This window comes from Priestia sp. D3YE.R1 (genome assembly GCF_049199565.1).
GTDB lineage: Bacteria > Bacillota > Bacilli > Bacillales > Bacillaceae_H > Priestia > Priestia aryabhattai.
This window is the reverse complement of record NZ_JBLTHW010000002.1, coordinates 114,563-131,468: the sequence shown is the minus strand read 5'-3', so window position 1 is coordinate 131,468 and position 16,906 is coordinate 114,563. Positions and strand designations below refer to the sequence as shown.

The window sequence follows — 16,906 nt, the reverse complement described above, 5'->3', positions numbered from 1 at the left end:
TTGCTACATATGATAAAGCACAACTTTTAAAAAGTAGGTGAAGTGTGTATGGATATTATCTATCGCACTGCAAAACTAGATGATTATACAGAAGTAAATAAAATATTAGGGGAATCACTAGAACTCCACGCAAATGCGCTTCCTTCTATGTTTGATAACCAAATGGCTGTTTTATCTCCGGAACAATATCAAGCTACTCTTTATTATGCAACCATTGATATTCTTGTAGCTCAATATCGAAATCAAATTATTGGGGCGTCTGTTGTTGAATTAAAATATAACCCTCCCACCACATTAGCTCCTCTTTCCTATACAGCATACATCCAATATTTTGGTGTAAAAAAAGGCTTTCAAAATTACGGCGTAGGAAAAGGTCTTTTTTCTGCTACGAAACAGTGGGCTGTACAAAAAGGAGCAAGTGACCTCCAGCTTACCGTATGGGCATTTAACGAAAAAGCACGTGCTTTTTATGAAAGTCTTGGGCTGGAAAACTTAAGCTATCTTATGACTACTTCACTACAGCCATAAATCGTTCCATTAACGGAGGCTAGGCACGTATCTTCTACGTGCCTAGCCTCCGTTATTCAAATAAAAGACTAAATCATTTTGACGCGTTAATTTACGCAGCTTATATACATACTAAAAGAAGTTTATTACGTAGCCGGATTGCCTTCTTGCAGCTGTTCTTGTTCATCACGCTGACGGTGAGCCAAACGACTTGCCGCACTAGAAGCTACGCTCGCTACCAAATCATCTAAAAAGGTATTAACTCCTTTTTCTTTTTTACAGTCCAGCTTTTCAATAATGCCTACTTTTACTTTATCTAAATAGCCAAAGGTCGTAACAGCGATACTGCCATAGGTTAAAACGGCACCTAAAGCAATCGTTTCGTCAACGCCAAACAGCCCTTCGTCTTGCTCTACAATACTTTGAAGAGGTTCTGATAATTTATTTTGCTCAGCTAACTTATCAAGTTCGATTCCAACTAGAAGCGCATGCTGAATTTCTCTCTTTTGCAGTACTCTCTCTACGCTTTCAGCGCATTCCTGAATGGTTAGAGCTGGATGATAAGGAAGCTGTAAATCATACACAATTTCAGCAATATCCAAAACTGTTACGCCACGCTCTTCCAGCAAATTAAATGTTGCCTTGGCTACTTCTTTGCTCGTTGGGATTTTTTTCGCTGTCATATCTCTCTCTCCTTTTCAAGTTGTTGTCTCTCTTTATACTAAATTCGATGAGAGGCGCTAAAAACCTTTTTTGTTCATCCGCCTGAGTTCATAAACTCGTCACATATCTCTTTAGGCGCTCATTACATTTACTTGCTATAATGAAATTATCTAATCAGGGGGTTTGTCTACTGTGGAAGAAAAACAAAGTAAATTTAGCAGAGGCTTATTATTATTTTTCATTGGCGCAACAGCCCTTTTCTTTATCGTTTTAATCGTTCTGTTTCTCATGTCTACTTTTGGAAAAAGCGAAAAAGAAGCCGTAGCTCTTCTAGCAGGGAATCACTACGCTATCGTTAAAGAAGAGAATTCATATACTCTTTATGATCAAAAAGAAAACAAGCCTATTTTGAAAGATGTAAACGGCTATTTTGGTGCTCGCAATATCCGAAGTTATGTAAAAAATGACACAGAATTGGTTTCGATTGATGAAAAAGAAGAGGAATATACGAAGAAACCGCTAGAAAAAGCCAGCCAAGCAGAAAAAGCTATGTTTAAAAAAATGAAAAAATTAGATTAACCAAAAGCGCTTCAGTCGATTCTGAAGCGCTTTTTTTAATGACGCATGCCTCTTTCTCGTCATTCGCTAAAAAATTCGTTACAATAAAATAAAGAACGGTTGTTAGAAAATGTGTTACAATAAAGGTAACGCTTTCATTCAAATGCATAGGAGTCGATTATTCATGTCAGAAAGTAAGCGGAAGTTAGAAGAAATTTCTTTTTATAGTGACGCACTGCAAGAAGATGTCACATTACTAGTCTATTTGCCGTCAAACTATTCTACGCTCTATAAGTATTCTCTACTTATCGCCCAAGACGGAAAAGATTATGTTATGTACGGACGTACACCTCGTTTAATCGATGATTTAATGGACAAGTCAGAAATCGATCGTACTATTTTTGTTGGAATTCCATACAAAAGCGTAGAAGACAGACGTGATAAGTATCATCCAGAAGGAAAGCAAGTAGATGCTTATATTCGCTTTTTAGCACATGAGCTTGTGCCATTTTTGGATAAAACATATCCTACATATCAAATGGGAAAATCGCGTGTTCTAATTGGCGATTCGCTTGCTGCTACAGTTTCACTGCTGACGGCCATTGCGTATCCACACACGTTCGGGAAAGTAATTATGCATTCTCCTTTCGTGAACGATGCTGTATTACAAACGGTCAACTCATTTGCTTCTCCTTCACTTCTTGATTTGTATCATGTTATTGGAACGGAAGAAACGGATGTCAAAACCACACAAGATGGTATATTAAACTTTATTGAGCCTAACCGCCTGTTGCATGAACAAATGAAGCAGCGTGGATATTCTGTTTTCTACGAAGAATTTAATGGAAACCATACGTGGAAATACTGGCAAAAAGACGTAAAGCGTTCGCTTCAATACATGTTGAAGTAGAAAGATATCATATTTTTTGAAAATTTGTTATAATAAGCTCGCTTTATACATATTTTATGATCTTACTTTGGAGGGATTTTTTATGAAATTTGGCGTTGTACTTTTTCCATCTAAAAAATTGCAAGATGTAGCGAATTCTTATCGAAAACGCTATGATTCTCACTATTCATTAATTCCGCCTCATCTTACATTAAAAGAAGTCTTTGAAGCTACAGAAGACCAAATTGATGAAATTGCGGCTAACTTGCGTAAAATTGCCGAAGAAACAAATCCATTTACATTAAATGTAACGAAAGTAAGCTCATTTTCACCAGCCAATAACGTTATTTACTTAAAAGTGGAACAAAAGCCAGAACTGACGTCACTTTACAATAAACTTCATAAAGGCAATCTCGAACAGCCAACCGAGTATTCATTTATTCCACATATCACAATTGGCCAACGACTTTCAGATGATGAGCACTTAGATGTGTATAGCCAGTTGAAACTTGTAGATGTCGCTCATGAAGAAACAATAGATCGTTTTCATTTAATGTACCAGCTTGAAAATGAAACGTGGACTGTGTTTGAAACATTTCGTCTTGGAAAGGGATAAGATACGTGAACATCAAAGTACTAACGAACAAACAAGATCCTTCTGATGCTTACTTCGTACGTCAAAAAGTATTTATAAAAGAACAGCAGGTTGATGTGGAGCAAGAAATCGATGAATACGATTCCGAAGCCCTGCATTTAGTTGTATACAAAGGAACTGCACCAATTGGTGCAGGACGCTTCCGTATAGTAGAGGACTACGGAAAAGCCGAACGAATCTGCGTTCTTTCTTCTTATCGAAAAGACGGCGTAGGAAAGCTTTTGATGGATAAGTTAGAAGAGCTCGCAGCGGAGCATGAGATTGAAAAGATTAAGCTGCATGCTCAAACGCATGCGGAAGGATTTTATAAAAAGCTAGGCTACGTAACGGTTTCAGGTGAGTTTATGGATGCTGGAATTCCACATGTAGAGATGGTAAAGAAACTAAGTAAAAAACACTAGGAATTGAACCTGGTGTTTTTGCTTTTTTAAAGGATAAGAACCTTTACTTTGCTTATACTAATACCTAATCATGTGAATTAGGTGAAAATATGGATGAACTTATCGGAATTGCACTAGAACTTTTTATCGGATTTATCTGCTTGTTTATTTTAACTAAATTTTTAGGCAGAGCGACGATCACTCAGCTTACCACTTTTGATTTTATCTCTGCTCTTGTATTAGGAGAGTTAGTAGGAAATGCGTTATATGACTCAGAAGTAGGAATAGGCAAAATTTTATTTGCTGTTATCTTTTGGGGAGCGCTTATTTATGTCACCGAAGTTATTACTCAAAAAAATATTCGCCTGCGCTTGTTTTTAGAAGGACGGCCATCTATTATTATTCGAAAAGGGAAAATTTCGTACAAAGAACTTAGTAAAAATCGATTAGATATCGATCAGCTTCTTCATATGCTTCGTTCAAAAGACATATTTTCCATTCGTGAAGTTGAATATGCGATTTTAGAAACAGATGGATCACTAAGCGTATTGCCAAAATCTGATTATGCTAAGCCAACAAGAAGCGATCTGCAGCTGCCTCCTTCTGAACCTGTTTTATCTATCGCCTTCGTCAGTGATGGACGTTTGCTTTTGAAAAACTTAATTCAGTCAGGCTTTGATGAAGACTGGCTAAAGACACAGTTGAAAAAACAGGGATTTACCGATTATAAACAGGTGCTTTATGCTGAATGGCAGCAGGGAAGTACACTTTTTATTGAATCTTACTAAGGTGTTTTTTACTTGTTCATTACTTTGTGAAAAAATCGTGAGCGCATTCATTCTGCTGCGTTCACGATTTTTTCTATTATACCCGTGCATTAATCACTAGGCCCTTATTTGTTAGCTTGCTGTATACACGCTCTGCTTCTTGAAGCTTTCTCCGCTTTTGTAATGGACTTGGCGTCAATTCCAACGAGTGAGAACGCGATTCAAACTCTTCGTCAAAGCTTTTTTTCTCGACAGGCCAAATACGATTTGAAAAAGAAGCATTATTTTTTTGAAGGCGATTTGCATATTGAATAGACTGATAAGGTGTGACGGGAAGTATATATCCCATATGAACCCTCCTCTTTTTCAAGATACCTTCTACTCTCAGACCTCAGTATTTTTCTCAAGAAGTATCGACATTGAAACAGCTCACTTAACCCCTCTTCTAGACTCGTTCAGAACAGATAGCACTTTGTATCTATACCGCTTTTTTTGAACATATGTGACCTCTTACTCAATATATACCCTTTTTTACATCCTATCCCTCCAAAAATATCCGTGCTCTTTTTAAAAAAAGATGATTTTGATATGATAGACTTTGATTATGGAATAAAAACTGTGCGTATATACACATCTATATCGATGTAGAACGAGAGCGGCTTCTTGCTTTACCCCCCTCTTATTTACTATTGATTGTTCATGTTTTACAAAGGAGGCCATGTTTTTTGCAACGTGCACTTTATCAAAATCAGATACTTAACCTTGCTATAACGGCTAGAGACCGATTTCAATATTTATATGAAGCTAGTCTCCGAGGAGAAATAATATGTGCTCACTGCGGAGAACCAGTTAAATTATATCTGGGGATTGAACATTCTCCTTACTTTTATCATGCTCAAGTTCCCCATGAAAGAGAAGAGTGTTCAGACACACTATCAGAAACAACAGCTGTACAACAAATAAAAGAAACTCCGGCTGAATATAGAGAAACTAATGGATTTCGTATTCCTAAAGGACGAGCTATTGGTGAGAAAAATTCAACTGCAAAAGAGAAAGCGACATGGAGGTCTTCCGCACCTTTTTCAAGTGTTCCTGCTTTTCGCTCAAAACCACCTGTTCCTAAACACTCTGACTCTCCTTATTTAAATGAATTTAAAGAGAGCGGTATTGAATTAGATTCGAACCAATGGAAAGCTGTTACACATTCAGAAGGACCTCTCCTTATTCTAGCCGGTGCAGGAAGCGGCAAAACGCGTGTGTTAACAGCTCGCACCGCATATATGATACAAGAAAAACAAATTGATCCAAAATCCATTATGCTGGTGACTTTCACGGCTAAATCAGCTAAAGAAATGAAAGAACGATTAGCTACATATCCAAAGATGTCCGGCTTCCATCTTCGTCAAATGCTAGTTGGAACTTTTCACAGCATTTTCTTACGTATGATTGTTCATCACAATCCTCAAGCGTGGCAAATGGATCGCCTTCTGAAATGGGATTGGCAAAAAGAACAGATCGTGAAAGAAGCAGCAAGAGAGCTCCACGTGGATGAAAAAGATTTTCCGTTTGATCAGGCACTTCAGCAAATCGGCTATTGGAAAAACACGCTTGTTGGAGTGAAAGATGTGCGCCCAAAAGACAAGTGGGAACAAGATGTTCACTTTTTATATCGTCGCTATGAAGAAGTTAAAAAGCAAAAACAGCTATTCGATTTTGATGACATGCTATATGGATGTTATGAAATGCTAAAACAAAATCCCGATTTACTAACTCGTTACCAAAAAAGGTTTCGCTATTTTTTAATTGACGAATTTCAAGATATCAATAAAGTTCAATATAAAATTATGAAAATGCTAAGTGAAGACTCTAAAAACTTGTGTGTCGTAGGAGACGATGATCAATCAATTTACGCTTTTCGCGGAAGCGACCCTTCGTTCATTTTAAATTTTGAAAAAGATTTTGCTCATACAACTGTTATTACGTTAAACCAAAATTATCGTTCAGCTCATGCCATCGTTTCTTCCGCTAATAAAGTGATTGCACGAAATACAGCTCGCCGACAAAAAGAAATGGCTGCCCAGTTTGATAATGAGTTGCGACCTACCTTCTTCTTTCCATATGACGAAGAAGAAGAAGCAACAATGATTGTAACGGATATGAAAGAAAAGATTAAGCAAGGCGCTTCTCCAACTGACTTCGCGGTCTTGTACCGAACTCACGCTTCTTCACGTGCCATCTTTGAACGTTTATCGCAGTCAAACCTGCCGTTTTCAATCGAACAAGATGCAGATTCGTTTTATAAAAGACGAATGGTTCGAAGTTTACTTTCATTTCTACGCTTGAGCGTGAATCCAAATGATGCAAGTTCGCTGCAAGATTTAGTGAACGCGCTCTTTTTAAAGAAAACAGCAGTCAATGACTTAAAAGCAGCAAGTATTCTTCATGACGGTACATTTATTGATGCGCTTGAATATCTTCAAGATTTAAAACCGTTTCAGCAAAAAAAGCTCAAGAAAGTAATTCCTTTATTCAAGTCGCTAAAATCAATGTCTCCTTCTTTGGCACTTGAGACGATTTCTAAAGATATGGGATTCGATGATTTTGTTAAAAAACGCGGAAATGAAGGAAATATGATGGAAAAAGGTTCGGATGACGTGCGGGATTTAAAAGTTGTAGCACGTAAATTCAAAACTGTACCTGAACTCTTAGAGCATGTGGATCATATGATTGCCATGAACACAGAGATGAAAGCTTTAAGCAAGCAATTCAATGAAAGTATTCAGCTAACCACCATTCACCGAGCAAAGGGTCTTGAATATAAGCATGTATACGTACTGAGCAGCGTAGACGGAGGATTGCCTCATGATTATGCACTCGAAGCTTATCGAGGCGGAGATGATGTGCCGCTTCAAGAAGAGCGGCGCCTTTTATATGTAGCCATGACGCGTGCGCAAAATTCACTTTACTTATCCGTTCCGCAAACTAGAAGAGGTAAAACTGCTTATCCTTCAAGATTCCTGAAGTCTTTTATAAAAAAAGTATAAAGGAAAAAGAGGCTGGGACAAAAGTATTTTAGTTAAATTGAAGTACGAACTGTTAATCAGAATTATTGATTAACAGTTCGTACTTTTTATTGTCATGTGAATGTAGGTTTAATATGTTTAGTTGCTTCTATTAACCAAATATTCCACTAAGAGGTAGATATTCATAAGTAGATGCGTTAAACTACGTTATGTACTATATTACTATATTTTAGGAGGTTCCATTATTGAACGCAAAGCTTATTCATGAAAATGAAAAGATTTTTTTCATTCTATGTATGGTTATCAGCTTATTAACCTATTTGCTTTTAATTATTTCACTCGTCGGTATTATCTACATTGCAATCGGTTTTTTAATTACATTTATGCTCCACGGTTTCTCTATTGCTCAAATTCGCAATAATGGAGTTAGATTGACAGAGAAGCAGTTCCCGCACACTTATCATCAGGCAAAACATTTATCTTCAGAGCTGGATTTAGAGCTGCCCGATATTTATATTATTCAATCAGGCGGCTTATTAAACGCGTTTGCTACACGTTTTTTTGGACGTCACTTTGTCGTTTTATACTCGGATATTGTTGAAATGATTGAAGATAATCAAGAAAAAGAACTTTCTTTTATTATTGCCCACGAATTAGTTCATATAAAACGTAAGCATACACTCTACCACTCACTTATTCTACCTGCTCTTTGGGTTCCTTTTTTAGGAAAAGCTTACTCTAGAGCCTGTGAATATACATGTGATCGCATAGCTTCCGTTGCGATTGGTAATGCAAAAGCTGCCACTCAAGCACTCACTATACTTGCGGTTGGGCGTTGTCTAAATAAAAAAGTAAATCAGGAGGAATTTGTTCATACGCACTCACAGGAAAAAGGTTTTTTTATGTGGTTGAATCAAGCCACTTCAACTCACCCTCCTATCGCTCATCGTATTAAAGAAATTAATTACTTAGCACAGCATCCGGAACTGTTTGATCTTGATTCTAACGCATTTCAAACAAATGAAATTGCATAAATGGAAAAAAGCCCTGACACGTCAGGACTTTATATAAAAACATTAAATCATTTTTTCTCATTTAGCATTTTAGCGATGGTCGCAAAATCAATGGACTGATTATTGTTTGCAATCGCCTTAACAATTTGTTCTTCTTTTTGTTTTGAAATTGGCTTATTCGCAATTTGTGCTACTCGCTTTACAATATTACGCACCGTTTGCTCATCTTTAAAGTTAGCATTTTGTACAGAATTCGCAAGCTCAAAAATATCCTTCATATTAACGCCTGTTTTCTTTTCTATATTTTTAAACATATTATTATCCATTTTGCATGACCTCCTTTATTTATACTTCATCGTATGCACCATGTGCCTAGATGGTGCCCTTTACATTTAATAAAAAAATAAAGTGCGAGTGAAACTTCACCCGCACTTTTCGGTGCCTTATTCATAGAAGGGATTAATTGTAAAAACAAACACAACCAACAATAATTAATAGAATGAATAATACAACGATTAACGCAAAACCACCGCCGTAGCCACCACCGTAACCACAACCACCGTAGCCAAATCCGCAGCCCATAATATTACACCCCCTCTGTTTTACTCTCTATACTGTATGTTCACTCAAATGATTTTGTATGGGCTTTTCAACTGTGTACATTAAATGTCATTGTCCAAACGGATCTTCAGCATCTTGCTCATCAAGTCTTTTTACATTTTGCTGCAGTTTCCTCTCTTGCTGTTCCATCTGCTTTTCTGCTTTTTCTACTTCTTTCATTCTCTTTCGATGTTCTCCCATCATATGCTGTTCAAAAAACCGTTCAAATTCATCGAAAAAATCCGGCATCTCTACACCTCTCTCCACTCTCCACTCCATGTAAAAAAGCATTGTCCGAGTGACAATGCTTCTATTGCTTATCGCTTTGGTAACTTTGAACCGCAGCCGCAACCACCTTGTTTTGGAGAAGGGTACTGGACTGGCTTAGGAATAGCCTGCCCTTTCTTCACCGATTGTTTTGTCATTGGTTGTGGATGATAAGGCAGGGGCTGAGGGTATTGATTAGGATTATAATTATAATGATAATACATCATGTTTCCCTCCTTTTTACAGCATCCTATCTATAACATTATATTCAGGACTAAAGAAAGACGTTCTATCTTATTTGTCCATTTTGCGCTGCATGGACAAAAATAAATCCGTGCTGTTTTTTGGCTTTCTTACTCGTGATCTTTCTCCTCCCTTTTGCTCTGTCACTTCACGCAGCCGTTTTTGCAGCTCTTGAATGGTTCCTTGTGCTTCATGATTGTACTGTACAATGGACTGTTCGGTTTTTGATTTTTGTTCATTGACGCATGCTTTAAGCCAATCTATTTTTTCCTCTAGTTTTCTTTTTTCTTCTTCATGCTTTTGCTTTAATTCCGCTAACTCTTCCTTAATATCTTCATATTCAAATTCTTGATGTTTGAATTTTTGATATTCTTCTTTATAAAAAGCCAATTCTGACTTCAATGAAGCAATATATTGTTTTGTTTTTTCCTCACTCATGCCCTTCACTCCTCCATTATAAATAACCCACTACTTCTAAAAAATCAGTTAAAGATGAATAACACTTTTTATTAACATGAATATGCTGTAATTGAGTTTATTATTTCCTTCATTTTTTATGCTCGCTCCAACTAGAATTTATTCCGATAAATTCCGCTTTTACTAAGGAACATAAAAGCAGGTCATTCATACACTATAGTAGTCCGATACCTAGTAACGAAAAGCGTAAAGGAAGGACAATTACAATTAGGAGGTTTAAAAATGGGAGAACTTTTTGAATCATTATGTATCCGCGTGCCTAAAGTGTACGACTGGGTTAGACGTCAAGTTGTTTTACCACAAATCTTTACGAACGACACTTCATTATTTGAAGAAGAAGCACTTAAAGATTTAGGGCATGACGTAGAAGTGGAAATTATTTTAACAGATAGTGACGGTAAACCTGTGGATCCTTCAGATGAAGATGCACTGGATAAAGTAATTGAACTTGTGCCACACGGTGGTCGCCGCGCTAGAAAAATCGTGTTACCAGATGGAGAAGTGGTTATTCTTCATGAAGTTAGATTGTCAATCAGTGGGTTCTATAAGATTAAGTTAATTGATTTAGGTGGTCATCACAAACATCATGAACTTACTTCTTGCAATATTCCATGGAAGACACATCAAACGTTTTACCTTTGTGCTCCAGAAGGCACAGAGCCAGTTGTTCACCTTGATTCTTTTGAAGGATCCGGCGGTTCTATCAGATTGTCACACTGTGACTTACAGCTGTTAAGCTTTGAGCTCGTGTTATGTTTCAGTGTACAAATTGAAAAAGATGTTAAAATTGAAGTGGAAGGCAGCTTCTGCTATCCTCGCCCTGAAATTATAGATGCAGCCAGCGGTTGCGCACCTGTTGAATATCCACCTCAATGTGAAGCGATTTTCCCTGGAAGACGCCACCATCACGATGATTGTGAGGAAAGCAGCAGCTACGAAAGTTCTTTTGAAACAGATTTTGATTAATTAGATATCATCAGAGGAGAATATTTCTCCTCTTTTTTCATCGTTTACAAGCTTTGTGCATACATATAAATAAAACTGCTGTGGGCAGCTTAGGTTTACAAAATTAATTCATAGCTCAGCAGGAAAGGAGACTACTAGATGAGTCGTAACTCCCCTTCCCCTAAAGATGATTTAACTCAATTAAAACAAAAGCTCATTCACTATAAATCAGAAATTCGGCACGTACAAAACCAATTAAAAAGCTATGAACGAGCTTTAGAACGAGAAAAAGAAAATACATCGTTTTGGAAGAAAAAACACGCTGAGACGCTTTCTACATCTGAAAAAGAAGTAGAAATTGAAGGATTAGAAAAAGAGCTGGATTTACTGAGAAACGAGCTTTCTGAACAAAAAATTATTGCAGAAGCATTTCGAGAAAAAGCCTCGAGAAAACAGCCCGTTATTGAAGAAAAGATTGTGGAAAAAGTAATCGAAAAAATTGTAGAAAAACCCGTGGAAAGATTTGAAAAGAGTGATATCCTCTGTTTTTTTCAACATTCTTTACTGCTGCCAGAACAAGATGAAAGCGAGCTGATGATATTCGGCAACGTAATTATTCAAAATCAAACGAGCAGTACTTTACGCTCTCCCGTGCTTTGCTTAAAAATGAAGCCCAATGCTTCGGCTATATTAAGCGGGAAGATCATTGATGAAAAAGACATTGAAGTTTCTAGTATCCCCTCTGCTTCTTTAGAATGGCGCTATGCTCATCCAAAATGGAACGAAAAAATTCAAAATGACGGTGAATATTGGATCAAACCTATTAAGCAAACCGTATTAAAGCCAAAAGACAAATTACTATTTGACTCTTTTCAAGTAGTCATTCCGCTGTCCTCTGATACGACTTCATTTATTCTAGAAGGCTTTTTTTATAGCGAAGAGTGGCAAGAAGGTATCCCTTTTTTAAATAAAGTTGTACTAAATTTCCCTTAATTATTAAAAGACATATTGATGTTCAATATGTCTTTTAACTCGTCCATTTATTTCATAAACGATTCTATAATTCCCGCACATCCTGCAATAGCTAAGATTGTAATGATAGGAATAGCAATGTGTGGGACCGCTACATAACTAAAGTAAATCCCTACCGCACACCATATGCCCGTACACCAATAACAGCTGAGCAGCTCTCCAATCCATCTTTGCAGTCCCTTCCCTTTTATCTCTAGGTAAGTTACCGTATTTCCTTGTTCATCTTGATCTTCTACGATTTTGTGAAACGGTTTACGAATAAACACTGTAATTTTATCAAAAACAATTAGACGAGTAAGTCGAAACGTCGCAAAGACAAATAATGTTAGATAAATCCATGTCATCTTCATTCCTCCGTGCATTCACAAACTTGTGAAAATAAAAGCTAACGTGCTTCTTCACTGTTAGCTTTTAGAATCACTTAAATTTTAACGATAGATATGGTCTGAATATCATGAAATGTCAATACTGTTTTCTCTTTATTAGGAGGAACGCTTACGTATAAACTTCCTTCTTTTAATTCTAAAATTGTTCCTATATATTTTTGGTTTTGACACGTAATTTCACAAATTGGCTGAGACATATGAGGCGGGAAGCTGCATAGAAATTCAACTTTTTCTTTAATCGTCATAGACTGAAACATTTTATTTGGCTTTTTAGTCTCTGATTGCGGTATATCCACGGGAACAATTGAACGCTCTTCCTCTTTTTCTTGCTTAATCTCTTCCACTTTTTCTACGTCAGGCTCTTTGACTTCTTGAATGGAAGAAAAGCTGGGCTCTTCTTTTAACACATGCTCTTTCTCTATTCCTTTATCGTCTTGCTGTTTTGAACTAAAATAATATTGCATAGAACGCTGGTTTTGCGTAGCGTTTGGCTGGACAATGTACATTAGCGGCTCATTTTCTTCTGACTTAGATTTTGAGTTAGTCATGAAGCATACCTCCAATTGCTTGTTATCGTTCTTTTAAAAATGTATGCTTGCACACGGAAAAACTTGTTTATTTTTTTGCGGTAGCCTTTTTGGAATTAAAATCAGCGCTGTACTTTTGTTTCCAGCATTTGAAAAAACACAATAAAAGAGGTTGAGATATAACGAAATTAATTCAATCTAAAGACGCACAAATAGGATACATTAGCTGAGCCGCTTGTTACACCGCAGCTGATTCCCGTGCAAGACTTCGCTTTGCCCTCCCATCAACTGCTAGAAGGAACTAAACAGATAAAACCTATATTCACCATAACAAAAAAAAAAACGAACCACTAATCAAAAATTTTGATCAATGGTTCGTTTTTCACTTGGGCTAAAATACTTTTGTCTCAGCCTTTTACTCTCATTCAATCAGGTAGAAAACTAAATCCAGCTAAATATCTTTATCTAATTTTATACTCAAGAAGCATACGCAATTCATTCACATACGAACGAGACCCCGTTACAATCAAACGATCATCAAATTCAAGCTCCGTATCGCCGTGAGGTACAATGGAATCTTTGCCTCTAAAGATTCGAACAAAAATCACATCTCCTGTAAACGGGAACTTACGAAGCTCCACCCCCTCGTATTTAGGGTTACGCATATTGATTTGATAAAGTGCTGTTTCTTGATTCGTTAAGATATTTAAAATATTTGGCGATTCGATTAAAGCTTTTAGCAATGCCGTTGTAGATAACAGCACAGAAAAAACTTCAATGTTATTTTCTTTCATTTTTTCATCTAATACAGGACTTTCTACGCGGGCAATAACCCGTTCTGTACCATGTTCTTTTGCAAATAGAGCAATGTCGCTATTTCTCTCTTCTTCCCCTGTTGTCACAACTAATACATCCGCATCTAAAATCCCCATACGTATTAACGTTTCCTTACTATACCCATCGATGTCGACGATATTAAAAATGGAATCGGACGTACGGTTTTCAATCTTGTCCTGAGTAGGATGATAAATCGTAACATCATATAAATCAAGATCCATTTCTCGAATAACCGGGAGTGTAAATTGATTTGCACCGAGCATATTAACCTTCAGCTTTCTGTCACTGATCTCTGGCTTTGGAAACAGCTTTCTAAAGATAATAGGTGTAATAATGCATGTAATAATTGCCACCAAAATCAGCGCACCGGACATTTGTGAATCAATCACACCAATATTTTCGCCAACCGTTGCTGCCGCAATAACGAGTGATAAAGTCGATGTTAAAAGAAAACCCGATGCCAAAACGGTTTTCATATCATACCATTTTCTTAAGATTAACGCTGGGACTAGCTTGGATATTAATAATGCAATGAATAATAAAGGCATTAAAATCAGCACTTTTTTATCACTGAACAATGACCAAACGTCAAGCTTCACTCCTACCATCACAAAAAAGATAGGAATTAAAAATCCATAGCCAAACGAATCTAATTTATGGACTAAGTTTTTGTTGGGCGCAAGAAGAGAAACGAGTGATCCCGCTAAAAAAGCGCCTAAAATGTTTTCAACACCAATTGACTCCGAGAGGCCCACTAGAATGATAATGAGTGCAAATACGGCGCGCGTGTCGATTTGAATTGTACCTTTAGACATTGTCTCAAGAAACGATCGATTTTTAAACTGCTTCCCTATGAAGTATAAAATCACTCCTACTCCAAATAAAATTAAAATCAACCATGTATTGCTATTTCCTGATTTATCATAGACGGAAGCAAATACGGCTAGTAAAATCATCGTGACTAAGTCCGCAATAACCGCAATCAGTAAAATGGTCTGTCCAATCGGCTTTTTCATAATCTGTGCATCTTTTAATGTCGGCACTACTACTCCTAGTGAAATGGTAGAAATAATAAGCGTCATCAAAAAGGCATTATCAATAAAACCTGTCCATACAAAAACATAGGACAAAAATAGTGAAACCGCAAAGATAGCTGCAAACACTAGTATAGAAATGGAAAAAGCATTTGGCACCTTTGCTCCTGATGCCTTTTTGTCTTTTGAATTTCCTCCAGCAAAAGCCGAAAAATCAATTTCTAAACCACTTAAAAACATCAAAAAGATAAAGCCTAGAGTCGAAAGTGTTTCAAGCCACATATCCTGCTCCACAAGGTCAAAACCACTTTTCCCTATAATTAACCCCATAATAATTTCAGCTACGACTACAGGTATAATGTTGAGTTTAAACCGATGCAACAGTATAGGCGTTAAAAAGGCCAAACTAATGACGATAACAAGTGATGTAAAGGACGCGTGCTGTTCCATTAGATTCCCCTCCTTTTACCTTCGCTATTTATAAAACGAAGACGTTAGTATTCAAAATTAAAGGTTAATCATAAAAGCTTGAAGGTTCTCTGTCAACTATATGAACTGATAATGAAAATCCGACATGATTACTCATGCCGAATTCTAAAGTTCCTGTCATTATTTTAAGTAACTCATAAATGTTGTCGCTAGGCCGAAGTAAATTAAAATACTGATAAGATCATTAATCGTTGTAATAAATGGTCCTGATGCGACTGCAGGGTCAATTTTAAACCTGTGCATGAGAAGCGGGATAAACGCTCCTGCTAGTGTAGCCACGATCAATGTTGAAAATACAGAGACGCCTACCAAAGCGCCTAAAATGAGATCTCCTTGCCAAATATAAACAATTAATACGACTAAAAGTCCACATGACGCGCCCGTAATCATTCCGGTAGCTGCTTCTCGGATTAACAGCTTAAATTTGCTTTCTTCTTCGATTTCTCCCGTCGCCAGTCCGCGAACCGCAACGGCTAATGCCTGTGTTCCTGTATTACCAGCCATACCGCCAATCAAAGGTATAAATACGGCTAAAATAGCTACTTGATTCAACGTATCTTCAAAACGTCCAATTAAACTCGCTGTCATCATTCCTAAAAACAGCAAAATGATCAGCCAAGGCAGCCTTTTTTTGGCCGCTACTAAAGGATTGTGATCAATCGTATCATCTACATCACTAATACCGGCTAATTTAGAATAGTCATCCGATGCCTCTTCATCAAGAACATCCATCACATCATCAACCGTAATAATCCCGAGAAGATGCTGCTGAAAATCAACAACTGGAAGCGCAAGAAAGTTGTAATCGCGCATAATACGCGCAACTTCTTCTTGGTCTTCTGCCACTGACACTGATACGACTCGTTCATTCATCACTTCGCTTATCATCGTATCTTCATCTGCTATAATTAAATCACGAAGAGAAATAACACCTGCTAGATGCTTTTGTTCATCAATAACAAATACATAATAAATCGTTTCCGCTTCTGGAGCTTCCCTGCGTAGAATGTGCATAGCTGAATGTACGGTTTGATTTTCACGAATGGCCACAAACTCAGTGGTCATAATACTTCCAGCGGTATATTCCTCGTAATGAAGCAACTCTTTAATTTCATCGGCTGCTTCTTCATCCATAATCGTTAAATAGCTCGCCACTTGTTCTTTATCCAATTCATTTAATACGTCAACGGCATCATCCGCCGACATTTCCGACAGCATGTCTGCTGCAAAATTCGGATGCATTTCTGAGAGAATTTCTTGATAATCTTCTTCTCGTATTTCTACATTTTCAAAGATATCCGCCATTTCTTCCGGAGATAACATCTCGTACAGCGCAAATCTAGAAGGCTCATCTAATTCTTCAAAAAATTGAGCTTGGTCATACGTATGCATATGTAAAAATTCTTCACGAAATGCATCGATTTCATTTTTTTCTAAAAGTGATAATAAATGTTCGGCGAACCATGCCTTTTCTTCTTTTTCAATTGAATCTGTCATGTCTTCAACCTCCCTGTCGCACAAAACTCATTTAACTTTATGATGAATTTTGTTTTTTTTCAACTCACAGCTCTTTACTCTTTTCCCAATAATATATAAGTTCTACACATAGTTTGC

Annotated in this window: 21 protein-coding genes; 10 read left to right on the top strand and 11 right to left on the bottom strand. The window is 37.0% G+C overall.

The features are described from left to right. The first annotated feature begins 48 nt into the window (after window positions 1-48). Entirely contained in the window at window positions 49-528 is a 480-nt protein-coding gene (locus tag ACOZIR_RS13010; protein WP_071276815.1) for a GNAT family N-acetyltransferase, read from the top strand. A 125-nt stretch (window positions 529-653) separates the two neighbouring features. Here ACOZIR_RS13010 and ACOZIR_RS13005 read toward each other — a convergent pair whose 3' ends face one another. Next, window positions 654-1,190 carry a phosphatidylglycerophosphatase A gene (locus ACOZIR_RS13005; protein WP_028412335.1) on the bottom strand — a complete coding sequence of 179 codons (537 nt, stop codon included), beginning with the start codon at window positions 1,188-1,190 and terminating at the stop codon, window positions 654-656. Between the two features lie 172 nt (window positions 1,191-1,362). Between ACOZIR_RS13005 and ACOZIR_RS13000 the strand changes: the two genes are divergently transcribed. The 5 genes from ACOZIR_RS13000 to ACOZIR_RS12980 all read left to right on the top strand — a co-directional run bounded on the left by ACOZIR_RS13000 (window position 1,363) and on the right by ACOZIR_RS12980 (window position 4,440). Beyond that, window positions 1,363-1,749: a hypothetical protein gene (locus ACOZIR_RS13000; protein WP_216142916.1), complete on the top strand. Its 387-nt coding sequence runs from the start codon at window positions 1,363-1,365 to the stop codon at window positions 1,747-1,749. 163 nt (window positions 1,750-1,912) lie between these two features. After that, window positions 1,913-2,638 (top strand): alpha/beta hydrolase, encoded by a 726-nt coding sequence (locus tag ACOZIR_RS12995; RefSeq protein ID WP_415383632.1) that lies wholly within the window; start codon window positions 1,913-1,915, stop codon window positions 2,636-2,638. 82 nt (window positions 2,639-2,720) lie between these two features. Next, window positions 2,721-3,233 carry a YjcG family protein gene (locus ACOZIR_RS12990; protein ID WP_415383631.1) on the top strand — a complete coding sequence of 171 codons (513 nt, stop codon included), beginning with the start codon at window positions 2,721-2,723 and terminating at the stop codon, window positions 3,231-3,233. 5 nt (window positions 3,234-3,238) lie between these two features. Next, window positions 3,239-3,673: a GNAT family N-acetyltransferase gene (locus ACOZIR_RS12985; RefSeq protein WP_421535626.1), complete on the top strand. Its 435-nt coding sequence runs from the start codon at window positions 3,239-3,241 to the stop codon at window positions 3,671-3,673. An 89-nt stretch (window positions 3,674-3,762) separates the two neighbouring features. Beyond that, the gene (locus ACOZIR_RS12980) at window positions 3,763-4,440 is read left to right on the top strand and encodes a DUF421 domain-containing protein (RefSeq protein WP_013081784.1); all 678 of its coding nucleotides are present in this window, start codon (window positions 3,763-3,765) and stop codon (window positions 4,438-4,440) included. Between the two features lie 76 nt (window positions 4,441-4,516). Here ACOZIR_RS12980 and ACOZIR_RS12975 read toward each other — a convergent pair whose 3' ends face one another. Then, window positions 4,517-4,768 (bottom strand): hypothetical protein, encoded by a 252-nt coding sequence (locus tag ACOZIR_RS12975; protein WP_415383630.1) that lies wholly within the window; start codon window positions 4,766-4,768, stop codon window positions 4,517-4,519. A 376-nt stretch (window positions 4,769-5,144) separates the two neighbouring features. On the opposite strand from ACOZIR_RS12975, the gene ACOZIR_RS12970 reads away from it, so the two are divergent. Both ACOZIR_RS12970 and ACOZIR_RS12965 read left to right on the top strand, forming a co-directional pair. Then, window positions 5,145-7,463 carry an ATP-dependent helicase gene (locus ACOZIR_RS12970; RefSeq protein ID WP_045291885.1) on the top strand — a complete coding sequence of 773 codons (2,319 nt, stop codon included), beginning with the start codon at window positions 5,145-5,147 and terminating at the stop codon, window positions 7,461-7,463. 224 nt (window positions 7,464-7,687) lie between these two features. After that, on the top strand, window positions 7,688-8,476 hold the full coding sequence (locus ACOZIR_RS12965) for a M48 family metallopeptidase (RefSeq protein WP_237758432.1): 789 nt from the start codon (window positions 7,688-7,690) through the stop codon (window positions 8,474-8,476). A gap of 47 nt (window positions 8,477-8,523) precedes the next feature. Here ACOZIR_RS12965 and ACOZIR_RS12960 read toward each other — a convergent pair whose 3' ends face one another. The 5 genes from ACOZIR_RS12960 to ACOZIR_RS12940 all read right to left on the bottom strand — a co-directional run bounded on the left by ACOZIR_RS12960 (window position 8,524) and on the right by ACOZIR_RS12940 (window position 10,003). Then, the gene (locus ACOZIR_RS12960) at window positions 8,524-8,781 is read right to left on the bottom strand and encodes a stage VI sporulation protein F (RefSeq protein WP_013055449.1); all 258 of its coding nucleotides are present in this window, start codon (window positions 8,779-8,781) and stop codon (window positions 8,524-8,526) included. Between the two features lie 133 nt (window positions 8,782-8,914). Further along, complete coding sequence (locus ACOZIR_RS12955) at window positions 8,915-9,037, bottom strand: YjcZ family sporulation protein (protein WP_013055448.1); 123 nt, start codon at window positions 9,035-9,037, stop codon at window positions 8,915-8,917. Window positions 9,038-9,124: 87 nt separating this feature from the next. Next, window positions 9,125-9,322, bottom strand: a complete 198-nt coding sequence (locus ACOZIR_RS12950) for a hypothetical protein (RefSeq protein WP_232217001.1) — start codon at window positions 9,320-9,322, stop codon at window positions 9,125-9,127. Between the two features lie 50 nt (window positions 9,323-9,372). Beyond that, entirely contained in the window at window positions 9,373-9,549 is a 177-nt protein-coding gene (locus tag ACOZIR_RS12945; RefSeq protein WP_165351683.1) for a hypothetical protein, read from the bottom strand. Between the two features lie 67 nt (window positions 9,550-9,616). Continuing rightward, window positions 9,617-10,003: a hypothetical protein gene (locus ACOZIR_RS12940; protein ID WP_045291886.1), complete on the bottom strand. Its 387-nt coding sequence runs from the start codon at window positions 10,001-10,003 to the stop codon at window positions 9,617-9,619. Window positions 10,004-10,264: 261 nt separating this feature from the next. On the opposite strand from ACOZIR_RS12940, the gene ACOZIR_RS12935 reads away from it, so the two are divergent. Both ACOZIR_RS12935 and ACOZIR_RS12930 read left to right on the top strand, forming a co-directional pair. Then, window positions 10,265-11,008 (top strand): hypothetical protein, encoded by a 744-nt coding sequence (locus ACOZIR_RS12935; protein WP_045291888.1) that lies wholly within the window; start codon window positions 10,265-10,267, stop codon window positions 11,006-11,008. A 138-nt stretch (window positions 11,009-11,146) separates the two neighbouring features. Then, window positions 11,147-11,980 carry a hypothetical protein gene (locus ACOZIR_RS12930; RefSeq protein WP_045291889.1) on the top strand — a complete coding sequence of 278 codons (834 nt, stop codon included), beginning with the start codon at window positions 11,147-11,149 and terminating at the stop codon, window positions 11,978-11,980. 47 nt (window positions 11,981-12,027) lie between these two features. Here ACOZIR_RS12930 and ACOZIR_RS12925 read toward each other — a convergent pair whose 3' ends face one another. The 4 genes from ACOZIR_RS12925 to mgtE form a co-directional block, all read right to left on the bottom strand. Beyond that, window positions 12,028-12,363: a DUF1360 domain-containing protein gene (locus tag ACOZIR_RS12925; RefSeq protein WP_045291890.1), complete on the bottom strand. Its 336-nt coding sequence runs from the start codon at window positions 12,361-12,363 to the stop codon at window positions 12,028-12,030. Between the two features lie 77 nt (window positions 12,364-12,440). Beyond that, window positions 12,441-12,953: a CotO family spore coat protein gene (locus ACOZIR_RS12920; RefSeq protein ID WP_045291891.1), complete on the bottom strand. Its 513-nt coding sequence runs from the start codon at window positions 12,951-12,953 to the stop codon at window positions 12,441-12,443. Window positions 12,954-13,393: 440 nt separating this feature from the next. Further along, window positions 13,394-15,253 carry a monovalent cation:proton antiporter family protein gene (locus ACOZIR_RS12915; RefSeq protein WP_045291892.1) on the bottom strand — a complete coding sequence of 620 codons (1,860 nt, stop codon included), beginning with the start codon at window positions 15,251-15,253 and terminating at the stop codon, window positions 13,394-13,396. A gap of 159 nt (window positions 15,254-15,412) precedes the next feature. Further along, window positions 15,413-16,789, bottom strand: a complete 1,377-nt coding sequence (mgtE, locus tag ACOZIR_RS12910; RefSeq protein ID WP_014461563.1) for a magnesium transporter — start codon at window positions 16,787-16,789, stop codon at window positions 15,413-15,415. Window positions 16,790-16,906 lie beyond the last annotated feature (117 nt).